Consider the following 17,033-nt stretch of genomic DNA (forward strand, 5'->3'; position numbering starts at 1 on the left):
CGGAATGAAATACAGATCACTCAGATGTATCAGAAATCGTCTCTGTCTTTCATACCCGGCGCTTAAACTGCCCTGCATCAATGCCATGTTGCTTCATTTTCCGCCACAGCGTAGTGCGGCCGATTCCAAGTAAAGCCGACATTTCCTGAATGCGACCGCCTGTGACCTGGGCTGCGTTAATAATTGCCTCTTTTTCAACTTCCGCAAATGACAGACTGGTGGAAAGGCGAGTGGCGCTGACATCATCTGTCGCCTGCTCGGTAAACAGATGTTCAGGTAAATCACTGACGCGAATGCGCCCGTTATCACTACTCAGAGCAAGATTCTCGATGACGCTGTAAAGTTCAAAATCGTTGCCTGGCCATGCACAAGAAACCAGGCGAGCGAGGGCATCGTCATCAATTTTCAGACGCGTAGAGAAGCGTTTTTCAAGACTGCGTAATTTGTTATTCACCAGCGCCGGAATGCTGCCACGCCGCATACGCAGAGGCGGGATGGTAATTTCAAATGCATGCAGCGCGTAATACAGCTGGCGACTAAAGCGATTTTGTTCCACCAGCATTGCCAGGTCCGCGGTCGTTGTGGCAATCACTTTGACATCAATTGGTATTAAACGCCGCGCATCCAGTCGCGTGATAACACCCTGCTTGATAACCTGAAGCAAAGCAGACTGTAACTCCACCGCCAGATATTCAATCTTTTCAAGAAACAGCGTGCCGCCGTGCGCCAGTTCCAGTCGACTCAGACGACCATTTTCATTGTCCGTGCGATCGCCGCCAATAAATTCTTCCGCCAGCGCCGCATCACCATATAACTCACAATTGACGGCGATATAAGGCCCCGCTGCACGCTCACTTTCATTATGAATTGCCTGACTTAGCAGTGCCTTGCCCACGCCCTCTTCTCCACAAAGCAGGACAGGAAAGCTACTGCGCGCCGCCTGGCGACCAAAATGAATCAAGCGGCGGGTTTGCGGATCGTCCTGTGGCATATGAGCGAAAGTATGGCTGACTTTTCCTAATTGACTGGTCATTAACTGCCGCATCTGTTCCACAGGATGGAGCAACAAAATAAAGCTGGTTCCCTGCGTTTCTATTATCGGTTTAAGGGTTATCACCGCATCAATAAACTGGTGCTGACTTTCAAAGGTTGCTTCTACGTGTTTGAGCGGATGTGCCTGTTTTATTGCTTGTTGCAATACAGCGGGTAACGTTAAGAGTTCAGTGATCGCCCTTCCCTGACTTGCCGTCGCGTCAAGGCGCAAGACCCGCGCCGCCTGGGCATTGATAAATTGCAAATTACCCTGCTCGTCCCAGCTAATCACGCCATCGTCCATACTTTCCAGCAAGGCGTTAAGCTGATTTAAATGTCGGTTTGTTTCAGCCAGTAAATTGTCGGTCAGCAGTAAGTTTCCTACCTCGCGTGCAATTGCCAGCGTCAACGGCAAATCAGCTGCGGTGGTTTGCTTAACCGGACACGCCAAAGCTATCGTTCCCGTTAATCGGCCCTTGCTGTCAAACAGTGGCGTTGCACAAAATGCCCAATCCCAGAGCGCCTGTTTGAAATGTTGATCGGCCATCGTTTTCACTGCCTGACCAGAAATAGCCGCTAACGATAGCGCACAGGTACCAATAATTCCTTCTGCGCAATACGTGCCGTCATTGAATCCCAGGACACTAAGCTGGTGCAGCGTTTGTGGATCACCAAAACGACTAAGGATGCAAGCGGTTTCATCAAGGATGAACAGTCCACACGCCCGCGATTCCATATATTCCCAGGCATCTTCCAGCGCAGCCTGCCCGAGCGTCAGCATCGCTTTCTTACGCCGATAGATAGAAGCAAATGTCACGCCCTGGGCCTGGTGCGGTACGCTCCATGTCTCCCGTTTCATCAGTTTATTGCATCGCTCCCAGGAGGCTGCAATTAAGGGAGATATGCCCCGTTCATCGTTGTTAAAAGCGCCACTCATATCCCGCATCCTTTGTGACAAAAGGTGTTCCGGCTCGCAATTTTTAGTATTAAAACGCGTAAAAGTTTCAATATGGAACATTCATTAAAACATATGTTTCACCATGAAACATAATTTGGGCTAATTTTCTTTTCCCTTACCTGATGCACAATGGATTTATCGGCAGTCAGTGGTCGCCGTGTCGTTGAACATCATCCATGCCCTACCGTAATTGCTGGAGCAAGATAATGAAAAAATTGATCAATGATGTGCAAGACGTTCTGGACGAACAACTGGCGGGTCTGGCGAAAGCGCATTCATCGCTGACACTGCATCAGGATCCGGTGTATGTCACCCGAGCTGATGCCCCCGTTGCAGGAAAAGTCGCCCTGCTGTCGGGCGGCGGCAGCGGACACGAACCGATGCACTGCGGTTATATCGGTCAAGGGATGCTTTCGGGAGCCTGTCCGGGCGAAATATTCACCTCACCGACGCCCGATAAAATTTTTGAATGCGCCATGCAAATTGATGGCGGCGAAGGTGTACTGCTGATTATCAAAAATTACACCGGCGATATTCTTAACTTCGAAACAGCAACAGAATTACTGCACGATAGCGGCGTAAAAGTGACCACCGTGGTCATTGATGACGACGTTGCAGTAAAAGACAGTCTTTATACCGCTGGGCGGCGCGGCGTTGCCAACACCGTATTAATCGAAAAAATCGTAGGCGCAGCGGCAGAGCGTGGCGACTCGCTGGAGGCTTGTGCACAACTGGGGCGTAAGTTGAACAATCAGGGCCATTCTATTGGTATCGCTCTCGGTGCCTGTACCGTTCCTGCCGCGGGCAAACCTTCTTTTACCCTGGCGGATAATGAGATGGAGTTTGGCGTCGGCATTCATGGTGAGCCAGGTATTGACCGCCGTCCCTTCTCTTCCCTTGATCAAACCGTCGATGAAATGTTCGACACCCTGCTGGAAAATGGCTCATACCATCGCACTTTGCGTTTCTGGGATTATCAACAAGGCAGCTGGCAGGAAGAATCACAAACCAAACAACCGCTCCAGTCTGGCGATCGGGTGATTGCGCTGGTTAACAATCTTGGCGCAACTCCGCTTTCTGAGCTGTACGGCGTCTATAACCGCCTGACCACACGTTGCCAGCAAGCGGGATTGACTATCGAGCGTAATTTAATTGGCGCGTACTGCACCTCACTGGATATGACCGGTTTCTCAATCACCTTACTGAAAGTTGATGACGAAACGCTGGCACTCTGGGACGCCCCGGTCCACACCCCGGCCCTTAACTGGGGTAAATAAGGAGATAGCAATGTCACTGAGCAGAACTCAAATTGTTAACTGGCTCACTCGTTGTGGCGATATTTTCAGCACCGAGAGCGAGTATCTTACCGGACTGGATCGCGAAATTGGCGACGCTGACCACGGGCTAAATATGAACCGAGGCTTTAGCAAAGTGGTGGAAAAACTCCCTGCTATCGCAGATAAAGATATCGGTTTCATTCTCAAGAATACCGGCATGACGCTGCTTTCCAGCGTCGGAGGTGCCAGTGGTCCGCTGTTCGGTACCTTCTTTATCCGCGCCGCACAGACAACCCAGGCACGGCAAAGCCTGACGCTGGAAGAGCTTTATCAGATGTTCCGCGATGGCGCGGACGGCGTAATCAGTCGCGGGAAAGCCGAACCTGGCGATAAAACCATGTGTGATGTCTGGGTGCCGGTGGTGGAATCGTTACGTCAGTCCAGCGAGCAAAATCTCTCTGTTCCGGTGGCGCTCGAAGCCGCCAGTAGCGTCGCTGAATCCGCTGCACAAAGTACGATTACGATGCAAGCCCGCAAAGGCCGCGCCAGTTATCTCGGTGAACGCAGTATTGGTCACCAGGATCCCGGCGCGACCTCCGTGATGTTTATGATGCAAATGCTGGCGTTAGCCGCAAAAGAGTAAGGAAATGGTGATGGTAAACCTGGTCATAGTTTCACATAGCGCCCGACTGGGAGAAGGTGTCGGTGAATTAGCCCGTCAGATGTTAATGAGTGATAGCTGTAAAATCGCCATTGCCGCGGGAATTGACGATCCCCAAAATCCCATTGGTACCGATGCCGTCAAAGTGATGGAGGCCATCGAGTCCGTTGCCGATGCCGACCATGTGCTGGTGATGATGGATATGGGTAGCGCATTATTGAGTGCTGAAACTGCACTGGAGTTGCTGGCCCCCGAGATCGCCGCAAAAGTACGTTTGTGTGCGGCACCGTTAGTCGAAGGTACACTGGCAGCAACAGTCAGCGCGGCCTCGGGAGCAGATATCGACAAAGTTATCTATGACGCCATGCATGCGCTGGAAGCCAAACGTGAACAACTGGGTTTACCGTCCTCCGACACCGAAATCGCTGACACATGTCCTCCGTACGATGAAGAAGCCCATTCTCTGGCCGTGGTTATTAAAAACCGTAACGGCCTGCATGTACGTCCGGCCTCCCGGCTGGTTTATACCTTATCGACATTTAATGCCGATATGTTGCTGGAGAAAAACGGCAAATGCGTCACACCGGAGAGTATTAACCAGATCGCGCTACTACAAGTCCGCTATAACGATACGCTGCGCCTGATTGCGAAAGGGCCAGAAGCTGAAGAGGCGCTGGTTGCTTTCCGTCAGCTGGCTGAAGATAACTTTGGTGAAACGGAGGAAGTTGCTCCACCTACTCTGCGTCCCGTTCCGCCTGTTTCGGGTAAAGCCTTTTATTATCAACCGGTTTTATGTACGGTACAGGCAAAATCAACCCTGACCGTGGATGAAGAACAAGAACGATTACGCCAGGCCATTGACTTCACGTTATTAGATCTGATGACGTTAACAGCGAAAGCAGAAGCGAGCGGGCTTGACGATATTGCCGCAATCTTTTCTGGTCACCATACACTGTTAGATGATCCAGAACTGCTGGCGGCGGCAAACGAATTTCTTCAGCATGAGTATTGCACAGCAGAATATGCCTGGCAGCACGTTCTTAAAGAACTAAGTCAGCAATACCAACAACTGGATGATGAATATTTACAGGCTCGCTATATCGATGTGGACGATCTTCTACATCGCACCCTAATCCACCTGACGCAAACGAAAGAAGAACTCCCGCAATTTAACTCGCCAACCATTTTACTGGCGGAGAACATTTATCCGTCCACGGTTCTGCAACTGGATCCGGCGGTTGTAAAAGGGATCTGCCTTAGCGCCGGAAGTCTGGTATCCCACAGTGCCCTAATCGCCCACGAACTGGGGATTGGCTGGATTTGCCAGCAGGGTGAGAAACTGTATGCGATACAACCTGAAGAAACGTTAACGCTGGACGTTAAAACGCAACGTTTCAGCCATCAGGGATAAACCACCGTTCGGATGGCATCGTTCTGATGCCATCCGGCAATTTACTCTGCTCTGATATTTTTTAACTACCTGTTATATTTTTTACCAAATCATGATGATTTTTTCTGCGCTAATCGCAAACCAAACGTCGCTGGCTGGCTAATAAACAGACTTTATTTAATTACTCTATTTCACCCTTATTTATCCCTTTAATCTCCTTTTCCAAAATGCCTGACAGTTCGCAGAATGAGATTTCGATCATGCAGTTAGTGCGATCCTGAACTAAGGTTTTCTGATACTTGAATACCGTTTTGTTCGGTTTCGCCCAAGGAGAATGATTGATGAAAGCCACCGCCCCTCCTCGCCCGCAAAAAATAGCGTTAATTCCCGCCTGCGTTTTGTTGTGTTTCGCTGCGCTAGCGGTGCAGGCAGAAGAAACGCCAGTAACGCCACAGCCGCCTGATATTTTGTTAGGGCCGCTGTTTAACGATGTGCAAAACGCCAAACTTTTTCCGGACCAAAAGACCTTTGCTGATGCCGTGCCGAACAGCGATCCGCTAATGATCCTTGCAGATTATCGAATGCAGCAAAACCAGAGCGGCTTTGATCTGCGCCATTTCGTTAACGTCAATTTCACTCTGCCGAAAGAGGGAGAGAAATATGTTCCGCCAGAGGGGCAGTCGCTGCGCGAACATATTGACGGACTTTGGCCGGTATTAACGCGTTCTACCGAAAATACCGAAAAATGGGATTCTCTGTTACCGCTGCCGGAACCTTATGTCGTGCCGGGCGGACGTTTTCGTGAGGTATATTACTGGGACAGTTACTTCACCATGTTAGGGCTTGCCGAAAGCGGTCACTGGGATAAAGTCGCGGATATGGTGGCCAATTTTGCTCATGAAATAGACACTTACGGGCATATTCCCAACGGCAACCGCAGTTACTATTTAAGCCGCTCGCAACCGCCATTCTTTGCCCTGATGGTAGAGTTACTGGCGCAGCATGAAGGCGATGCCGCGTTGAAGCAATACCTGCCGCAAATGCAAAAAGAATATGCTTACTGGATGGACGGTGTTGAAAACCTGCAAGCCGGACAACAGGAAAAACGCGTTGTAAAACTTCAGGATGGTACCCTTCTCAACCGCTACTGGGACGATCGCGATACGCCACGACCAGAGTCATGGGTGGAAGATATTGCCACCGCCAAAAGCAACCCGAACCGGCCTGCCACTGAAATTTACCGCGACCTGCGCTCTGCCGCTGCGTCTGGCTGGGATTTCAGCTCGCGCTGGATGGACAATCCGCAGCAGTTAAATACCTTACGCACCACCAGCATCGTACCGGTCGATCTGAACAGCCTGATGTTTAAAATGGAAAAAATCCTCGCCCGCGCCAGCAAAGCTGCCGGAGATAACGCGATGGCAAACCAGTACGAAACGCTGGCGAATGTCCGTCAAAAAGGGATCGAAAAATACCTGTGGAACGATCAACAATGCTGGTATGCCGATTACGACCTGAAAAGTCATAAAGTGCGCAATCAGTTAACCGCTGCCGCCCTGTTCCCGCTGTACGTCAATGCGGCAGCGAAAGATCGCGCCAACAAAATGGCAACGGCAACGAAAACACATCTGCTGCAACCAGGCGGCCTGAACACCACGTCGGTGAAAAGTGGGCAACAATGGGATGCGCCAAATGGCTGGGCACCGTTGCAGTGGGTCGCGACAGAGGGATTACAAAACTACGGGCAAAAAGAGGTGGCGATGGACATTAGCTGGCACTTCCTTACCAATGTTCAGCACACCTATGACCGGGAGAAAAAGCTGGTGGAAAAATATGATGTCAGCACCACCGGAACAGGGGGCGGCGGTGGCGAATATCCATTACAGGATGGCTTTGGCTGGACCAATGGTGTGACGCTAAAAATGCTGGATTTGATCTGCCCGAAAGAGCAACCATGTGACAATGTTCCGGCGACGCGTCCACTCAGTGAATCAACAACACAGCCGGTAAAACAAAAAGAGGCGGAACCTACGCCTTAACTTTACTGTATATCGAGCAATGCCATTACGTGCATAAAATTGGCATTGCTCTTTCTTCATCACGAAATACCACTCTTTCTACAGTCTATGCCTTTATTTTTTTTATTAGGGAAGATTTTAATTTTATTTTATCAACTTGTTAATCATTACACCTCTATTTATATTTTCCCCCACTCCCCATTCTCCCTGACAATTTTCTTGTGGAACAAAGTGTTATTTAAGAAACAAGCAAATCATTCTGTCTCTTTAGACAAATTTTGACATCAAACATGATCTTTTTCGTTATATGTGTAAGTATATAGCGGTTTTAATTATCAGGATATTACTTATGTCACTAACCAGACGGAGGTTTACACAGATTCTTGCGTCGACATTGTTCCTGCATCATCTGCCGTCCTTTGCACAATCAGTCAAATTCTGGGCCTCACTGACGCTTCCCGAAGCCCAAAACATTACACGCATCGTCAGCGCAGGCGCGCCCGCCGATTTACTATTGCTGGCTGTCGCGCCAGAAAAAATGGTCGGTTTTTCCTCTTTTGATTTTGCCCGTCAGGCATTAATTCCATTGCCAGAGCACATTCGCCAGTTCCCCTGGCTGGGACGACTCGCCGGGCGCGCCAGCACACTCTCGCTGGAAGGGCTTATGGCATTACATCCCGATTTGGTCGTTGATTGCGGCAATACGGATGAAACCTGGATCTCCCAGGCACGGCAGGTTAGCGAACAGACACAAATACCCTGGTTATTGCTTAACGGGAAACTGGAACAATCAGCAGAACAGTTAACAACGCTTGGCAAAACGTTAGGCGAAGAGCACCGCGCCGCAGAACAAGCCAATCTCGCCAGCCGCTTCGTTGGTGAAGCTCAGGCATTCGCCACCTCACCCGCCGCTAACCTCAGCTTTTATGCTGCGCGCGGTCCTCGAGGGCTGGAAACGGGCTTACAGGGTTCGTTGCATACCGAGGCGGCGGAATTATTAGGTTTGCACAACGTCGCGCAAATAGCCGATCGCCACGGTCTGACACAGGTTTCCATGGAAAATCTCCTGCGCTGGCAGCCGGATATTATTCTGGTTCAGGAGGCCGTTACTGCAGATTTTATTCGTCGTGATCCTCTCTGGCAGGGCGTGAAAGCGGTTGCGGAACAACGCATCTTATTTTTAAGTGGCCTGCCCTTTGGCTGGCTGGATGCCCCGCCGGGAATCAACCGTCTTCTGGGATTACGCAGACTTCACGCCTGGCTGGATCCCGCCATCAATCGCCAGTTTAAAAGTGACATGCAGCATTACGCCCAACTGTTCTGGCATTGCCCATTAAGTGACGCCGACTATCAAAAATTGGTGGCGAGCTAATGAGAACCGTAAACGGATGTATTTTGCTGCTGGCAGCTATCAGTATCACTTTTGCCGCCGTAAGTGGGGCTTATCATCTCGATATACAGCAACTGCTGGCGCTCATTCTGCGTCAAGAAAATGTTCCTGTGCAGGAACAAATTGTCTTCTGGCAAATCCGCGTGCCGCGTATTCTTGCTGCGCTGTTTCTGGGCGCGGCGCTGGCAGGGGCCGGAACCACCTATCAGGGAATGTTCCGTAATCCCTTAGTGTCACCGGATATTTTAGGCGTCTCCGCCGGTGCCGGACTTGGTGCCTGCGCGGCAATCCTGTGGGGATTATCCATTGTTTACATCCAGCTGTACGCATTTTGCGGCGGGCTGATGGTGGTCGCGGGCGTCTGGTTGATTACGCGTCGGGTGACCCGCCACGATCCGATCTTAACCCTGGTGCTGGTAGGCATTGCGTTAGGAACGTTGTGCGGAGCGGGGATATCGCTAATAAAAACGCTGGCCGATCCTTACACCCAGTTACCGTCAATTACCTTCTGGTTGCTGGGGGGGCTGTCCACCGTGACCTTACGCGATCTCTGCTATGCTGCACCGATCATTCTCATAGGCTCCTTGCCCCTGTTTTTTCTCCGCTGGCGCATGAATTTACTCACGCTTTCCGACGACGAAGCCCATTCGCTGGGACTGAACGTGACACGTCTGCGCTTTGGATTAATTGTCTGCGCCACACTCATCACCGCCAGCACGGTAGCAATAGCGGGCATAATTGGTTGGGTCGGCCTGGTCGTTCCGCACATTGCCCGCTTGTTGACCGGTCATAACCATCAGCAGCTGTTGCCCATGGCAATGTGTACTGGCGCGATTCTGCTCCTGCTTACCGATACGCTGGCACGCAGCATTGGAACAACAGAAATCCCACTTGGCATTCTGACCGCTTTTGTTGGTGCACCGTTTTTCCTGTTTTTGTTGTTACGCGGAGGTCGCCAGTGACTTTGCTTGCCGTCCGTCATGCGTCTCTGGGTTACTCCCGCCATCCGGTGCTACGCGACGTGTCCTTCACCCTGTCGCAAGGAACAATTTGTTGTCTGTTAGGAGCCAATGGTTGCGGCAAAACCACACTCATGCGCTCCATTCTTGGCGTTATACCGTTATTAAAAGGCGAGATCTTACTGGATAGCCTCCCTGTGCAGACACTCAGCCATCGCCAGCGCGCGCAGGCTATTGCCTGGGTGCCGCAGGCGCACGACGGCATTTTTGCTTTTAGTGTGCTGGATATGGTGTTGATGGGCCTGGCCCCCACCATAGGCGCTTTTTCCGTTCCCGGTAAGCAAGAACGCCTGAAAGCAACGGAGCAACTGGAAAAGCTGGGCATTTTGCATCTGGCGACACGACGCTGGAATACACTTAGCGGCGGTGAACGTCAGCTGGCTTTAATCGCCCGTGCACTCGTCCAGCAACCGCGCTTGTTATTACTGGATGAGCCTGCCTCCAGCCTCGATTTCGGTCATCAGATCCAACTACTGGACACGCTGGCGCAGCTCAAAAATAACGGCATGACAATGCTAATGTCGACTCATCATCCGCTCCATGCCAACGCCATTGCCGACAGCATTATCCAGGTAGAGCCAGATGGACGAGTAACACAAGGCTTACCGACCGAACAGTTAACAACGAACAAACTGGCTGCCCTGTATCTGGTTTCTGCCGACCAGATTCATCATCACCTCTCTGCAATTAAGCACTAAGGAAAAATCATGCTCATTGACGATATTGATTTTGCAGACCTTTACCTTCAGCAACTCAGGCTGGCCCATCGCACAGAAAAAACGCCGGATCACTGGGATCAACGGGCGGAAAAAATGGCGGAAAATTGCGCCTCGCCTACGGACAGCTACCTGCAACAACTGACCTCAAAAATTGACCTGCAAGGCGCGCAAACCTTATTCGATATGGGCTGCGGACCGGGTACCGTATCGCTGGCGCTGGCTGACAAACTCACGACGATTTATGGCGTTGATTACAGTCAGGGGATGCTGAAGGTTGCCGCCCGTCGCGCCGCCGCGCTAAAGGCAGACAATGTCCACTGGATCCAGCGCGCCTGGGAAGAGGACTGGAGTGACCTGCCACGCTGCGATATTGCCGTGGCTTCCCGCTCCACTCTGGTGGCTGATATGCGCCAGGCAATGAGCAAACTGAATAATCAGGCACGGCTTCGCGTCTATACGACTCATCTGGTCAGCACCTCGTTCGTCTCTCCAGCCATTCAGCGGGCGGCTGGTCGGGAAGTGATCGAATTACCCAACTATATCTTTGCGCTCAACGTCCTGTATCAGATGGGAATTTATGCTCACGTTGATTTTATCCGTGGACAAAATTGCCAACAGGATAACAGCACCTGGGAACGTTTTGAGCAGAACGTCAGCTGGAGTCTGGGCGCGCTTAACGACGATGAGCGTGAGCGGTTATATCGCTGGTATCAACAACAAGATGCTCGTGCCCTCGCCCCTGCCAGCCGCGACTGGGCGCTCATCTGGTGGGATAGCGTACCGCAAGAGGCACTGCGATGATTTTCCTTTCTCAGGCACAAATCGATGCGTTACTTCTGGAAGATATCCAGGGCGGTGACCTGACCACGCGAGCATTAAATATTGGACACCAGCATGGCTATATAGAGTTTTTTCTCCGTCAGGGCGGCTGCGTCAGCGGCATTTCTGTCGCGTGTAAGATGTTAACTACGCTGGGATTAACTATTGATGACGCGGTCAGCGACGGTTCACAAGCGAACGCGGGTCAGCGGCTAATCCGTGCGCAAGGTAATGCCGCAGCACTTCATCAGGGATGGAAGGCAGTCCAGAATGTGCTGGAGTGGAGTTGCGGTGTTTCTGATTATCTCGCTCAAATGCTGGCGTTACTTCGTGAACGTTACCCTGATGGCAATATCGCCTGCACCCGAAAAGCAATTCCGGGTACCCGCTTACTGGCCTCGCAGGCAATTCTGGCTGCCGGAGGACTGATTCATCGTGCCGGATGTGCGGAAACCATATTATTGTTTGCCAACCACCGCCATTTTCTTCATGACAATCAGGACTGGTCAGGCGCAATCAATCAGTTACGTCGCCACGCACCCGAGAAGAAAATAGTTGTTGAAGCCGACACGCCGAAAGAGGCAATCGCCGCGTTACGCGCGCAACCAGACGTACTTCAGCTCGACAAATTTAATCCGCAACAGGCAACTGAAATTGCGCAAATAGCACCGTCGCTGGCTCCCCACTGCACGCTGGCTCTGACCGGCGGAATTAATCTGACAACACTCAAAAATTACCTCGACTGCGGCATTCGCCTTTTTATTACCTCCGCGCCTTACTATGCGGCACCTGCTGACATTAAAGTCAGTCTGCAACCCGCAGCCTCTATTTAATTCTTTGTTAAACGGAATTTATTCTATGAGACTCAAAAAACGTTATCTCTGCACAGTATTATCACTTGCCTTTACCCAGCAGGCCGTAGCAGCTCAGGAGAGCGACACGCTGACCGTATGGTCCAGTCCGGTATCATCAACGACGACCACCGTTCTCGATCAACCCACCATGAAGGCCCTGGATAAACAGAATGTCGCTCAGGCATTAAGTGTCGTCCCCGGCGTGGTACTGCAAAAGTCAGGTAGCCGCAACGAAGAACAGGTCAAAGTTCGTGGCTTTGATAGTCGTCAGGTGCCGGTCTATTTCGACGGTGTGCCCATTTATGTTCCCTATGACGGCAACCTCGATCTGGCGCGGATTCTGACCAACAATTTGGGGGCAGTTGAAGTTTCCAAAGGGTATTCGTCGCTGCTTCAGGGGCCTAATCAGATGGGCGGAGCCATTAATATCACCACCCAGAAGCCAACAAAACCTCTGGAAGCAAGTCTGGGATATCGCCAGGGATGGAGCCGTAGCCAGGACAATGCCTACGATATGCATGCTTCATTTGCCGCCAGCAGCGATCTGGGGTATTTGCAAGTCAGCGGTAGCCAGCTAAAGCAGGATTTTCTCGGCCTGCCGCATGGTGTAAATAATGATATTGCAGGCAAACACGGCAAGATGATTAATTCATCGGCTGATGATAAACGCGGCATTGTGAAGCTCGGTTTTACACCACGCGAAAACGATGAATACACATTGACTTACATTAAGCAGGATGGTGAAAAAGATAACCCGCCATACAGTGGAAATAGTGGTCAGAAATCACGCTACTGGCAGTGGCCAGAGTATGACAAAGAAAGTTTTTATTATCAGGGAACGACCCAACTAAACGATCGTTTTACCCTGAAAAGTCGGCTGTATCGCGACACCTTTGAAAATACGCTAATGATGTACAACTCGCTGGCTGATTTGAAAAATAAAAAAGGCAGCTACAGCCATTATTCCGATTACAGCGACGGTGCCGGGTTACAACTGGCAGCCGATGTGCGTGAAAACGATCTGCTGTCATTTGCCGTTAACTGGAAAGATGACGTACACCGGGAAAAAGGTGCGCCGCACGCCGCTTACGATCGCTATGAAGATCGTACCTGGTCGCTCGCCAGTGAATATCAATGGGCTGCTGCCGATAATGTCGATGTCGTGGCTGGAATCAGCTATGACTGGCGCGATAGCGTAGAAGCGAAAAAACATGAGAAAGATGGCAGTATCACCCATTATGACGACAACAATCAGTCAGCTTTTAACTGGCAGGTGATGGGGAAATACCACTTTGCCAATGAAGACACGCTGGCGCTTTCGTACTATGACCGCACACGCTTTCCGACGCTGAAAGAACGCTATACCACGTCCAAACCTGCGTATAACCAGATAGCGATTGTTAACCCGCAGCTCAAGCCGGAACGCGCGCGCGGGGTGGATTTAACCTGGAATGGTGCCTTCACGCACGACTGGGGATTTGAGGTCAGCGTTTACTATAACCGGGTGAGTGATGCCATCCTCTCGCACAATATCGATGCCGATACCATTCAAAATCAGAACAGCGGCACGGTGGATTACAGCGGTCTGGATGCCGGTATTAAGGGGAAAATCAGCAATATACTGGATGTAGGATTGAGCTACGCCCTGATCCACGCTGACGCCAAACGCAAAGACATCGGCAAGATAACCGATCTGCCAACGCAGACAATGACCGCATGGATGACTCTCAAACCGTGGGAGCCGTTAAGCGTAACGCTGTCGGAAGAGGCGCGTTCCTCCAGCTACAGCAACAGTGACGGTTCACAAAAAGCTGCCGGTTTTGCGGTGACCCACATTCGAGCCGATTACACCTTAGGTCATGGCTTCAGCGTTAATGCGTCGGTCAATAACCTGTTTGATACCAAATATGCCTACAGTGAAGGGTTTATTGAAGAAGGTCGCAATTTCTGGGCAGGTGTCGAATATACGTTCTGATGTGAAAGCGGATAGCAACATCTGTATCGCTATCCGCCTTATGAAAATCTTATTCTCTTCGCAGGAGGCGGAAAACACCCAGCACAAGGATAGCGCCCACTACCGCCACCAGGAAGCTGTGCAAATTAAAACCGCTGATGGAGCCGCCAATGCCAAACATGGTCGCCAGCCAGCCGCCGACCACCGCACCGACTATCCCGAGAATACAGGTCAGGAAAAATCCACCACCATCACGCCCCGGCATGATTAGCTTGGCGATAATGCCGGCTATCAGGCCAAAAATAATCCAGGCAATAATTCCCATGTTCAGGCCCTCGTTTCGATGAATCGGACGCAAGAACTGCTTACGTCAACGCTCTAAGTATAGGCAAGGGCGGAATCGATGCTGGGCGTATGTCGGCTGATTTAAGAACAACATGTAAAAAATATTCACGCATTTGTATTAAGTTTTGTTAACTGTGACCGATAAACCAAAGACAGTTTGTCAGTCAGGAGTTTTTCCGCGTGAGTCATTACCATGAGCAGTTCCTGAAACAAAATCCGTTAGCCGTCCTGGGCGTGTTACGCGATTTGCACAAAGCCGCAATTCCTTTGCGTATCAGTTGGAATGGCGGGCAGCTGATCAGCAAAATACTGGCAATAACCCCGGATAAACTGGTGCTGGATTTCGGCAGTCAAGCCGAAGATAACAACGCTGTGTTAAAGGCGCAGCACATTACCATTACCGCCGAAACTCAGGGTGCGAAAGTCGAGTTTACTGTTGAACAACTACAGCAGAGTGAATACTTGCAGCTTCCGGCATTTATTACCGTACCACCTCCCACCTTATGGTTTGTCCAACGACGCCGATATTTCCGCATCTCCGCCCCGCTCCATCCGCCTTATTTTTGCCAGACTAAACTGGCAGATAACAGTACGTTACGTTTCCGCCTGTATGATTTGTCGTTAGGTGGCATGGGCGCATTACTGGAAACAGCAAAGCCTGCCGGATTGCACGAAGGCATGCGCTTCACTCAGATTGAAGTCAACATGGGGCAATGGGGGATTTTTCACTTTGACGCCCAATTAATCTCCATCAGCGAGCGCAAAGTGATTGATGGCAAGAATGAAACCATCACCACTCCCCGTCTGAGCTTCCGTTTTCTTAACGTCAGCCCGACGGTGGAGCGGCAATTACAGCGGATTATTTTCTCTCTCGAGCGGGAAGCCCGGGAGAAAGCGGCCAAAGTGCGCGACTGATTTACATCGCGTCCAGTGCCTGCTCAAGTTTGTAGATATAGCGCGGTGCCTGCGGTGCAGGATGATTTCGCGCTACGTGATCGAGGAACTCGTCAGCATCCAGATCGTTGATTTTGCTGATCGCCTTTTTCCGATCTGACGAGAAAGTCCGTAGCAGCGCACCTGCCCCGTTAGCGTATGACACCACCAGCGCATATTGCAGTACCTTCGGATCTTCAATGCCTGCCAGCGGGCCGGTTTCCAGAATATTCAGGTAAGCCGCGCCCATTGAAATATTACGTTCTGGATTTTTCAGCTCGCTGGTCGTCGGCTCACCGCTCCAGCCCATACGGCGATAAACATCACGTCCGGAGGTTGAAGCTTTTAACTGCATCAAACCAATGGCATTCGATTTACTCACCGCGTTCGGATTTCCACCCGATTCGATAGCGATAATCGCCGTGATCAATTGTGGATCGACGCCCCAGGCTGCACCGGCTTTCTGGCTTATTGGCATCCACTGCATCGCACGTTGCACCGGAACTTTCGCGTTCCACGGCGGGTTCGTGTAGTCATGCTTTGATGAACAACCCGCTAATAACACAATCAAAAAGGCAAACCATCTTAATTTCACTTCTTCTATCCTTATAGCCTGGAATCGCCGTTGAGGTGACAACGGCACACCTAAGCGGCATGATATACATTTCGTTTCTGTTGTCAGCAAGGAATTGCCATGTCTCTGTTTCACTTAATAGCCCCATCGGGTTACTGCATAAAACAACACGATGCGCTGCGTGGTATCCAGCGCCTTACCGACGCGGGGCATCAGGTCAATAACGTCGAGGTTATTGCCCGTCGTTGTGAGCGTTTTGCGGGTACGGAAACGGAGCGTCTGGAAGATATCAATTCCCTTGCCAGACTGACTACCCCCAACACCATCGTGCTGGCAGTACGTGGCGGTTACGGTGCCAGTCGTTTACTGGCAGATATTGACTGGCAGGCACTGGCGGCTCGCCAACAACATGACCCGTTGCTCATTTGCGGTCATAGCGATTTTACGGCCATTCAGTGCGGTCTACTGGCACAAGGCAATGTCATCACCTTTAGCGGCCCGATGCTGGTGGCAAACTTTGGCGCGGATGAGCTGAACGCCTTTACCGAACACCACTTCTGGCTGGCGTTACGCAATGAAACCTTCACCATTGAATGGCAAGGGGAAGGCCCGACATGTCAGACTGAAGGCATGTTGTGGGGAGGCAATCTTGCGATGCTCATTTCACTGATCGGCACACCGTGGATGCCACAAATTGAGAATGGTATTCTGGTGCTGGAAGATATTAACGAGCACCCTTTCCGCGTCGAACGTATGCTGTTGCAGCTCTATCATGCTGGAATTTTGCCACGTCAGAAGGCGATTATTCTCGGTAGCTTTAGCGGCAGCACGCCCAATGATTATGACGCAGGTTACAACCTGGAGTCAGTGTACGCGTTTTTGCGTTCCCGCCTGTCGATTCCACTTATCACCGGCCTCGATTTTGGTCATGAACAACGCACGGTTACGCTGCCGTTGGGCGCACATGCCATACTTAATAACACCCAGGAAGGCACTCAGTTGACGATTAGCGGTCATCCTGTTCTTAAAATGTAAAAAAATCACGCTTCAGGGCTAAGTAAAACGCTGTCTCTGCCGCTAATATGGTAGG

Annotated in this window: 15 protein-coding genes; 12 read left to right on the top strand and 3 right to left on the bottom strand. The window is 51.0% G+C overall.

The genetic code is table 11. The annotated features are described in order from the left end of the window. Positions 1–49 precede the first annotated feature (49 nt). On the bottom strand, positions 50–1,969 hold the full coding sequence (dhaR, locus tag ATB02_RS06260) for a dihydroxyacetone kinase operon transcriptional regulator DhaR (protein WP_088542314.1): 1,920 nt from the start codon (positions 1,967–1,969) through the stop codon (positions 50–52). A gap of 227 nt (positions 1,970–2,196) precedes the next feature. Here dhaR and dhaK point away from each other — a divergent pair, with 227 nt between their 5' ends. The 10 genes from dhaK to ATB02_RS06315 all read left to right on the top strand — a co-directional run bounded on the left by dhaK (position 2,197) and on the right by ATB02_RS06315 (position 14,112). Then, positions 2,197–3,267: a dihydroxyacetone kinase subunit DhaK gene (dhaK, locus tag ATB02_RS06265; protein ID WP_105271254.1), complete on the top strand. Its 1,071-nt coding sequence runs from the start codon at positions 2,197–2,199 to the stop codon at positions 3,265–3,267. Positions 3,268–3,277: 10 nt separating this feature from the next. Further along, entirely contained in the window at positions 3,278–3,910 is a 633-nt protein-coding gene (dhaL, locus tag ATB02_RS06270; RefSeq protein ID WP_105271255.1) for a dihydroxyacetone kinase subunit DhaL, read from the top strand. A gap of 10 nt (positions 3,911–3,920) precedes the next feature. Then, a complete protein-coding gene (dhaM, locus tag ATB02_RS06275) occupies positions 3,921–5,339 on the top strand; it encodes a dihydroxyacetone kinase phosphoryl donor subunit DhaM (protein ID WP_105271256.1) in 1,419 nt (472 codons plus the stop codon). Between the two features lie 320 nt (positions 5,340–5,659). Further along, the gene (gene treA / locus ATB02_RS06280) at positions 5,660–7,357 is read left to right on the top strand and encodes an alpha,alpha-trehalase (RefSeq protein ID WP_105271257.1); all 1,698 of its coding nucleotides are present in this window, start codon (positions 5,660–5,662) and stop codon (positions 7,355–7,357) included. A 328-nt stretch (positions 7,358–7,685) separates the two neighbouring features. After that, positions 7,686–8,708 carry an iron ABC transporter substrate-binding protein gene (locus ATB02_RS06290; protein ID WP_105271259.1) on the top strand — a complete coding sequence of 341 codons (1,023 nt, stop codon included), beginning with the start codon at positions 7,686–7,688 and terminating at the stop codon, positions 8,706–8,708. Beyond that, positions 8,708–9,688: a FecCD family ABC transporter permease gene (locus tag ATB02_RS06295; RefSeq protein WP_001261252.1), complete on the top strand. Its 981-nt coding sequence runs from the start codon at positions 8,708–8,710 to the stop codon at positions 9,686–9,688. The genes ATB02_RS06290 and ATB02_RS06295 overlap by 1 nt, the downstream gene beginning before the upstream one ends. Beyond that, the gene (locus tag ATB02_RS06300) at positions 9,685–10,443 is read left to right on the top strand and encodes an ABC transporter ATP-binding protein (protein ID WP_105271260.1); all 759 of its coding nucleotides are present in this window, start codon (positions 9,685–9,687) and stop codon (positions 10,441–10,443) included. Before ATB02_RS06295 ends, ATB02_RS06300 begins: the two co-directional genes overlap by 4 nt. A 9-nt stretch (positions 10,444–10,452) precedes the next feature. Beyond that, positions 10,453–11,265, top strand: coding sequence for a class I SAM-dependent methyltransferase (locus ATB02_RS06305; protein WP_105271261.1), 813 nt, complete (start codon positions 10,453–10,455; stop codon positions 11,263–11,265). Continuing rightward, entirely contained in the window at positions 11,262–12,116 is an 855-nt protein-coding gene (modD, locus tag ATB02_RS06310) for a ModD protein (protein WP_032183988.1), read from the top strand. The genes ATB02_RS06305 and modD overlap by 4 nt, the downstream gene beginning before the upstream one ends. A gap of 25 nt (positions 12,117–12,141) precedes the next feature. Then, positions 12,142–14,112 carry a TonB-dependent receptor plug domain-containing protein gene (locus ATB02_RS06315; protein ID WP_105271262.1) on the top strand — a complete coding sequence of 657 codons (1,971 nt, stop codon included), beginning with the start codon at positions 12,142–12,144 and terminating at the stop codon, positions 14,110–14,112. 49 nt (positions 14,113–14,161) lie between these two features. On the opposite strand, the gene ATB02_RS06320 is transcribed toward ATB02_RS06315, so the two are convergent. Continuing rightward, entirely contained in the window at positions 14,162–14,416 is a 255-nt protein-coding gene (locus ATB02_RS06320; protein WP_000511315.1) for a GlsB/YeaQ/YmgE family stress response membrane protein, read from the bottom strand. A 200-nt stretch (positions 14,417–14,616) separates the two neighbouring features. Between ATB02_RS06320 and ycgR the strand changes: the two genes are divergently transcribed. Continuing rightward, the gene (gene ycgR / locus ATB02_RS06325) at positions 14,617–15,351 is read left to right on the top strand and encodes a flagellar brake protein YcgR (protein WP_105271263.1); all 735 of its coding nucleotides are present in this window, start codon (positions 14,617–14,619) and stop codon (positions 15,349–15,351) included. A 1-nt stretch (position 15,352) separates the two neighbouring features. Here ycgR and emtA read toward each other — a convergent pair whose 3' ends face one another. Continuing rightward, positions 15,353–15,964, bottom strand: coding sequence for a membrane-bound lytic murein transglycosylase EmtA (gene emtA, locus ATB02_RS06330; protein WP_001295616.1), 612 nt, complete (start codon positions 15,962–15,964; stop codon positions 15,353–15,355). Positions 15,965–16,063: 99 nt separating this feature from the next. On the opposite strand from emtA, the gene ldcA reads away from it, so the two are divergent. Beyond that, positions 16,064–16,978 carry a muramoyltetrapeptide carboxypeptidase gene (gene ldcA / locus ATB02_RS06340; RefSeq protein WP_105271264.1) on the top strand — a complete coding sequence of 305 codons (915 nt, stop codon included), beginning with the start codon at positions 16,064–16,066 and terminating at the stop codon, positions 16,976–16,978. Positions 16,979–17,033 lie beyond the last annotated feature (55 nt).

It is taken from the genome of Escherichia sp. MOD1-EC5189 (assembly GCF_002966045.1).
GTDB lineage: Bacteria > Pseudomonadota > Gammaproteobacteria > Enterobacterales > Enterobacteriaceae > Escherichia > Escherichia coli_F.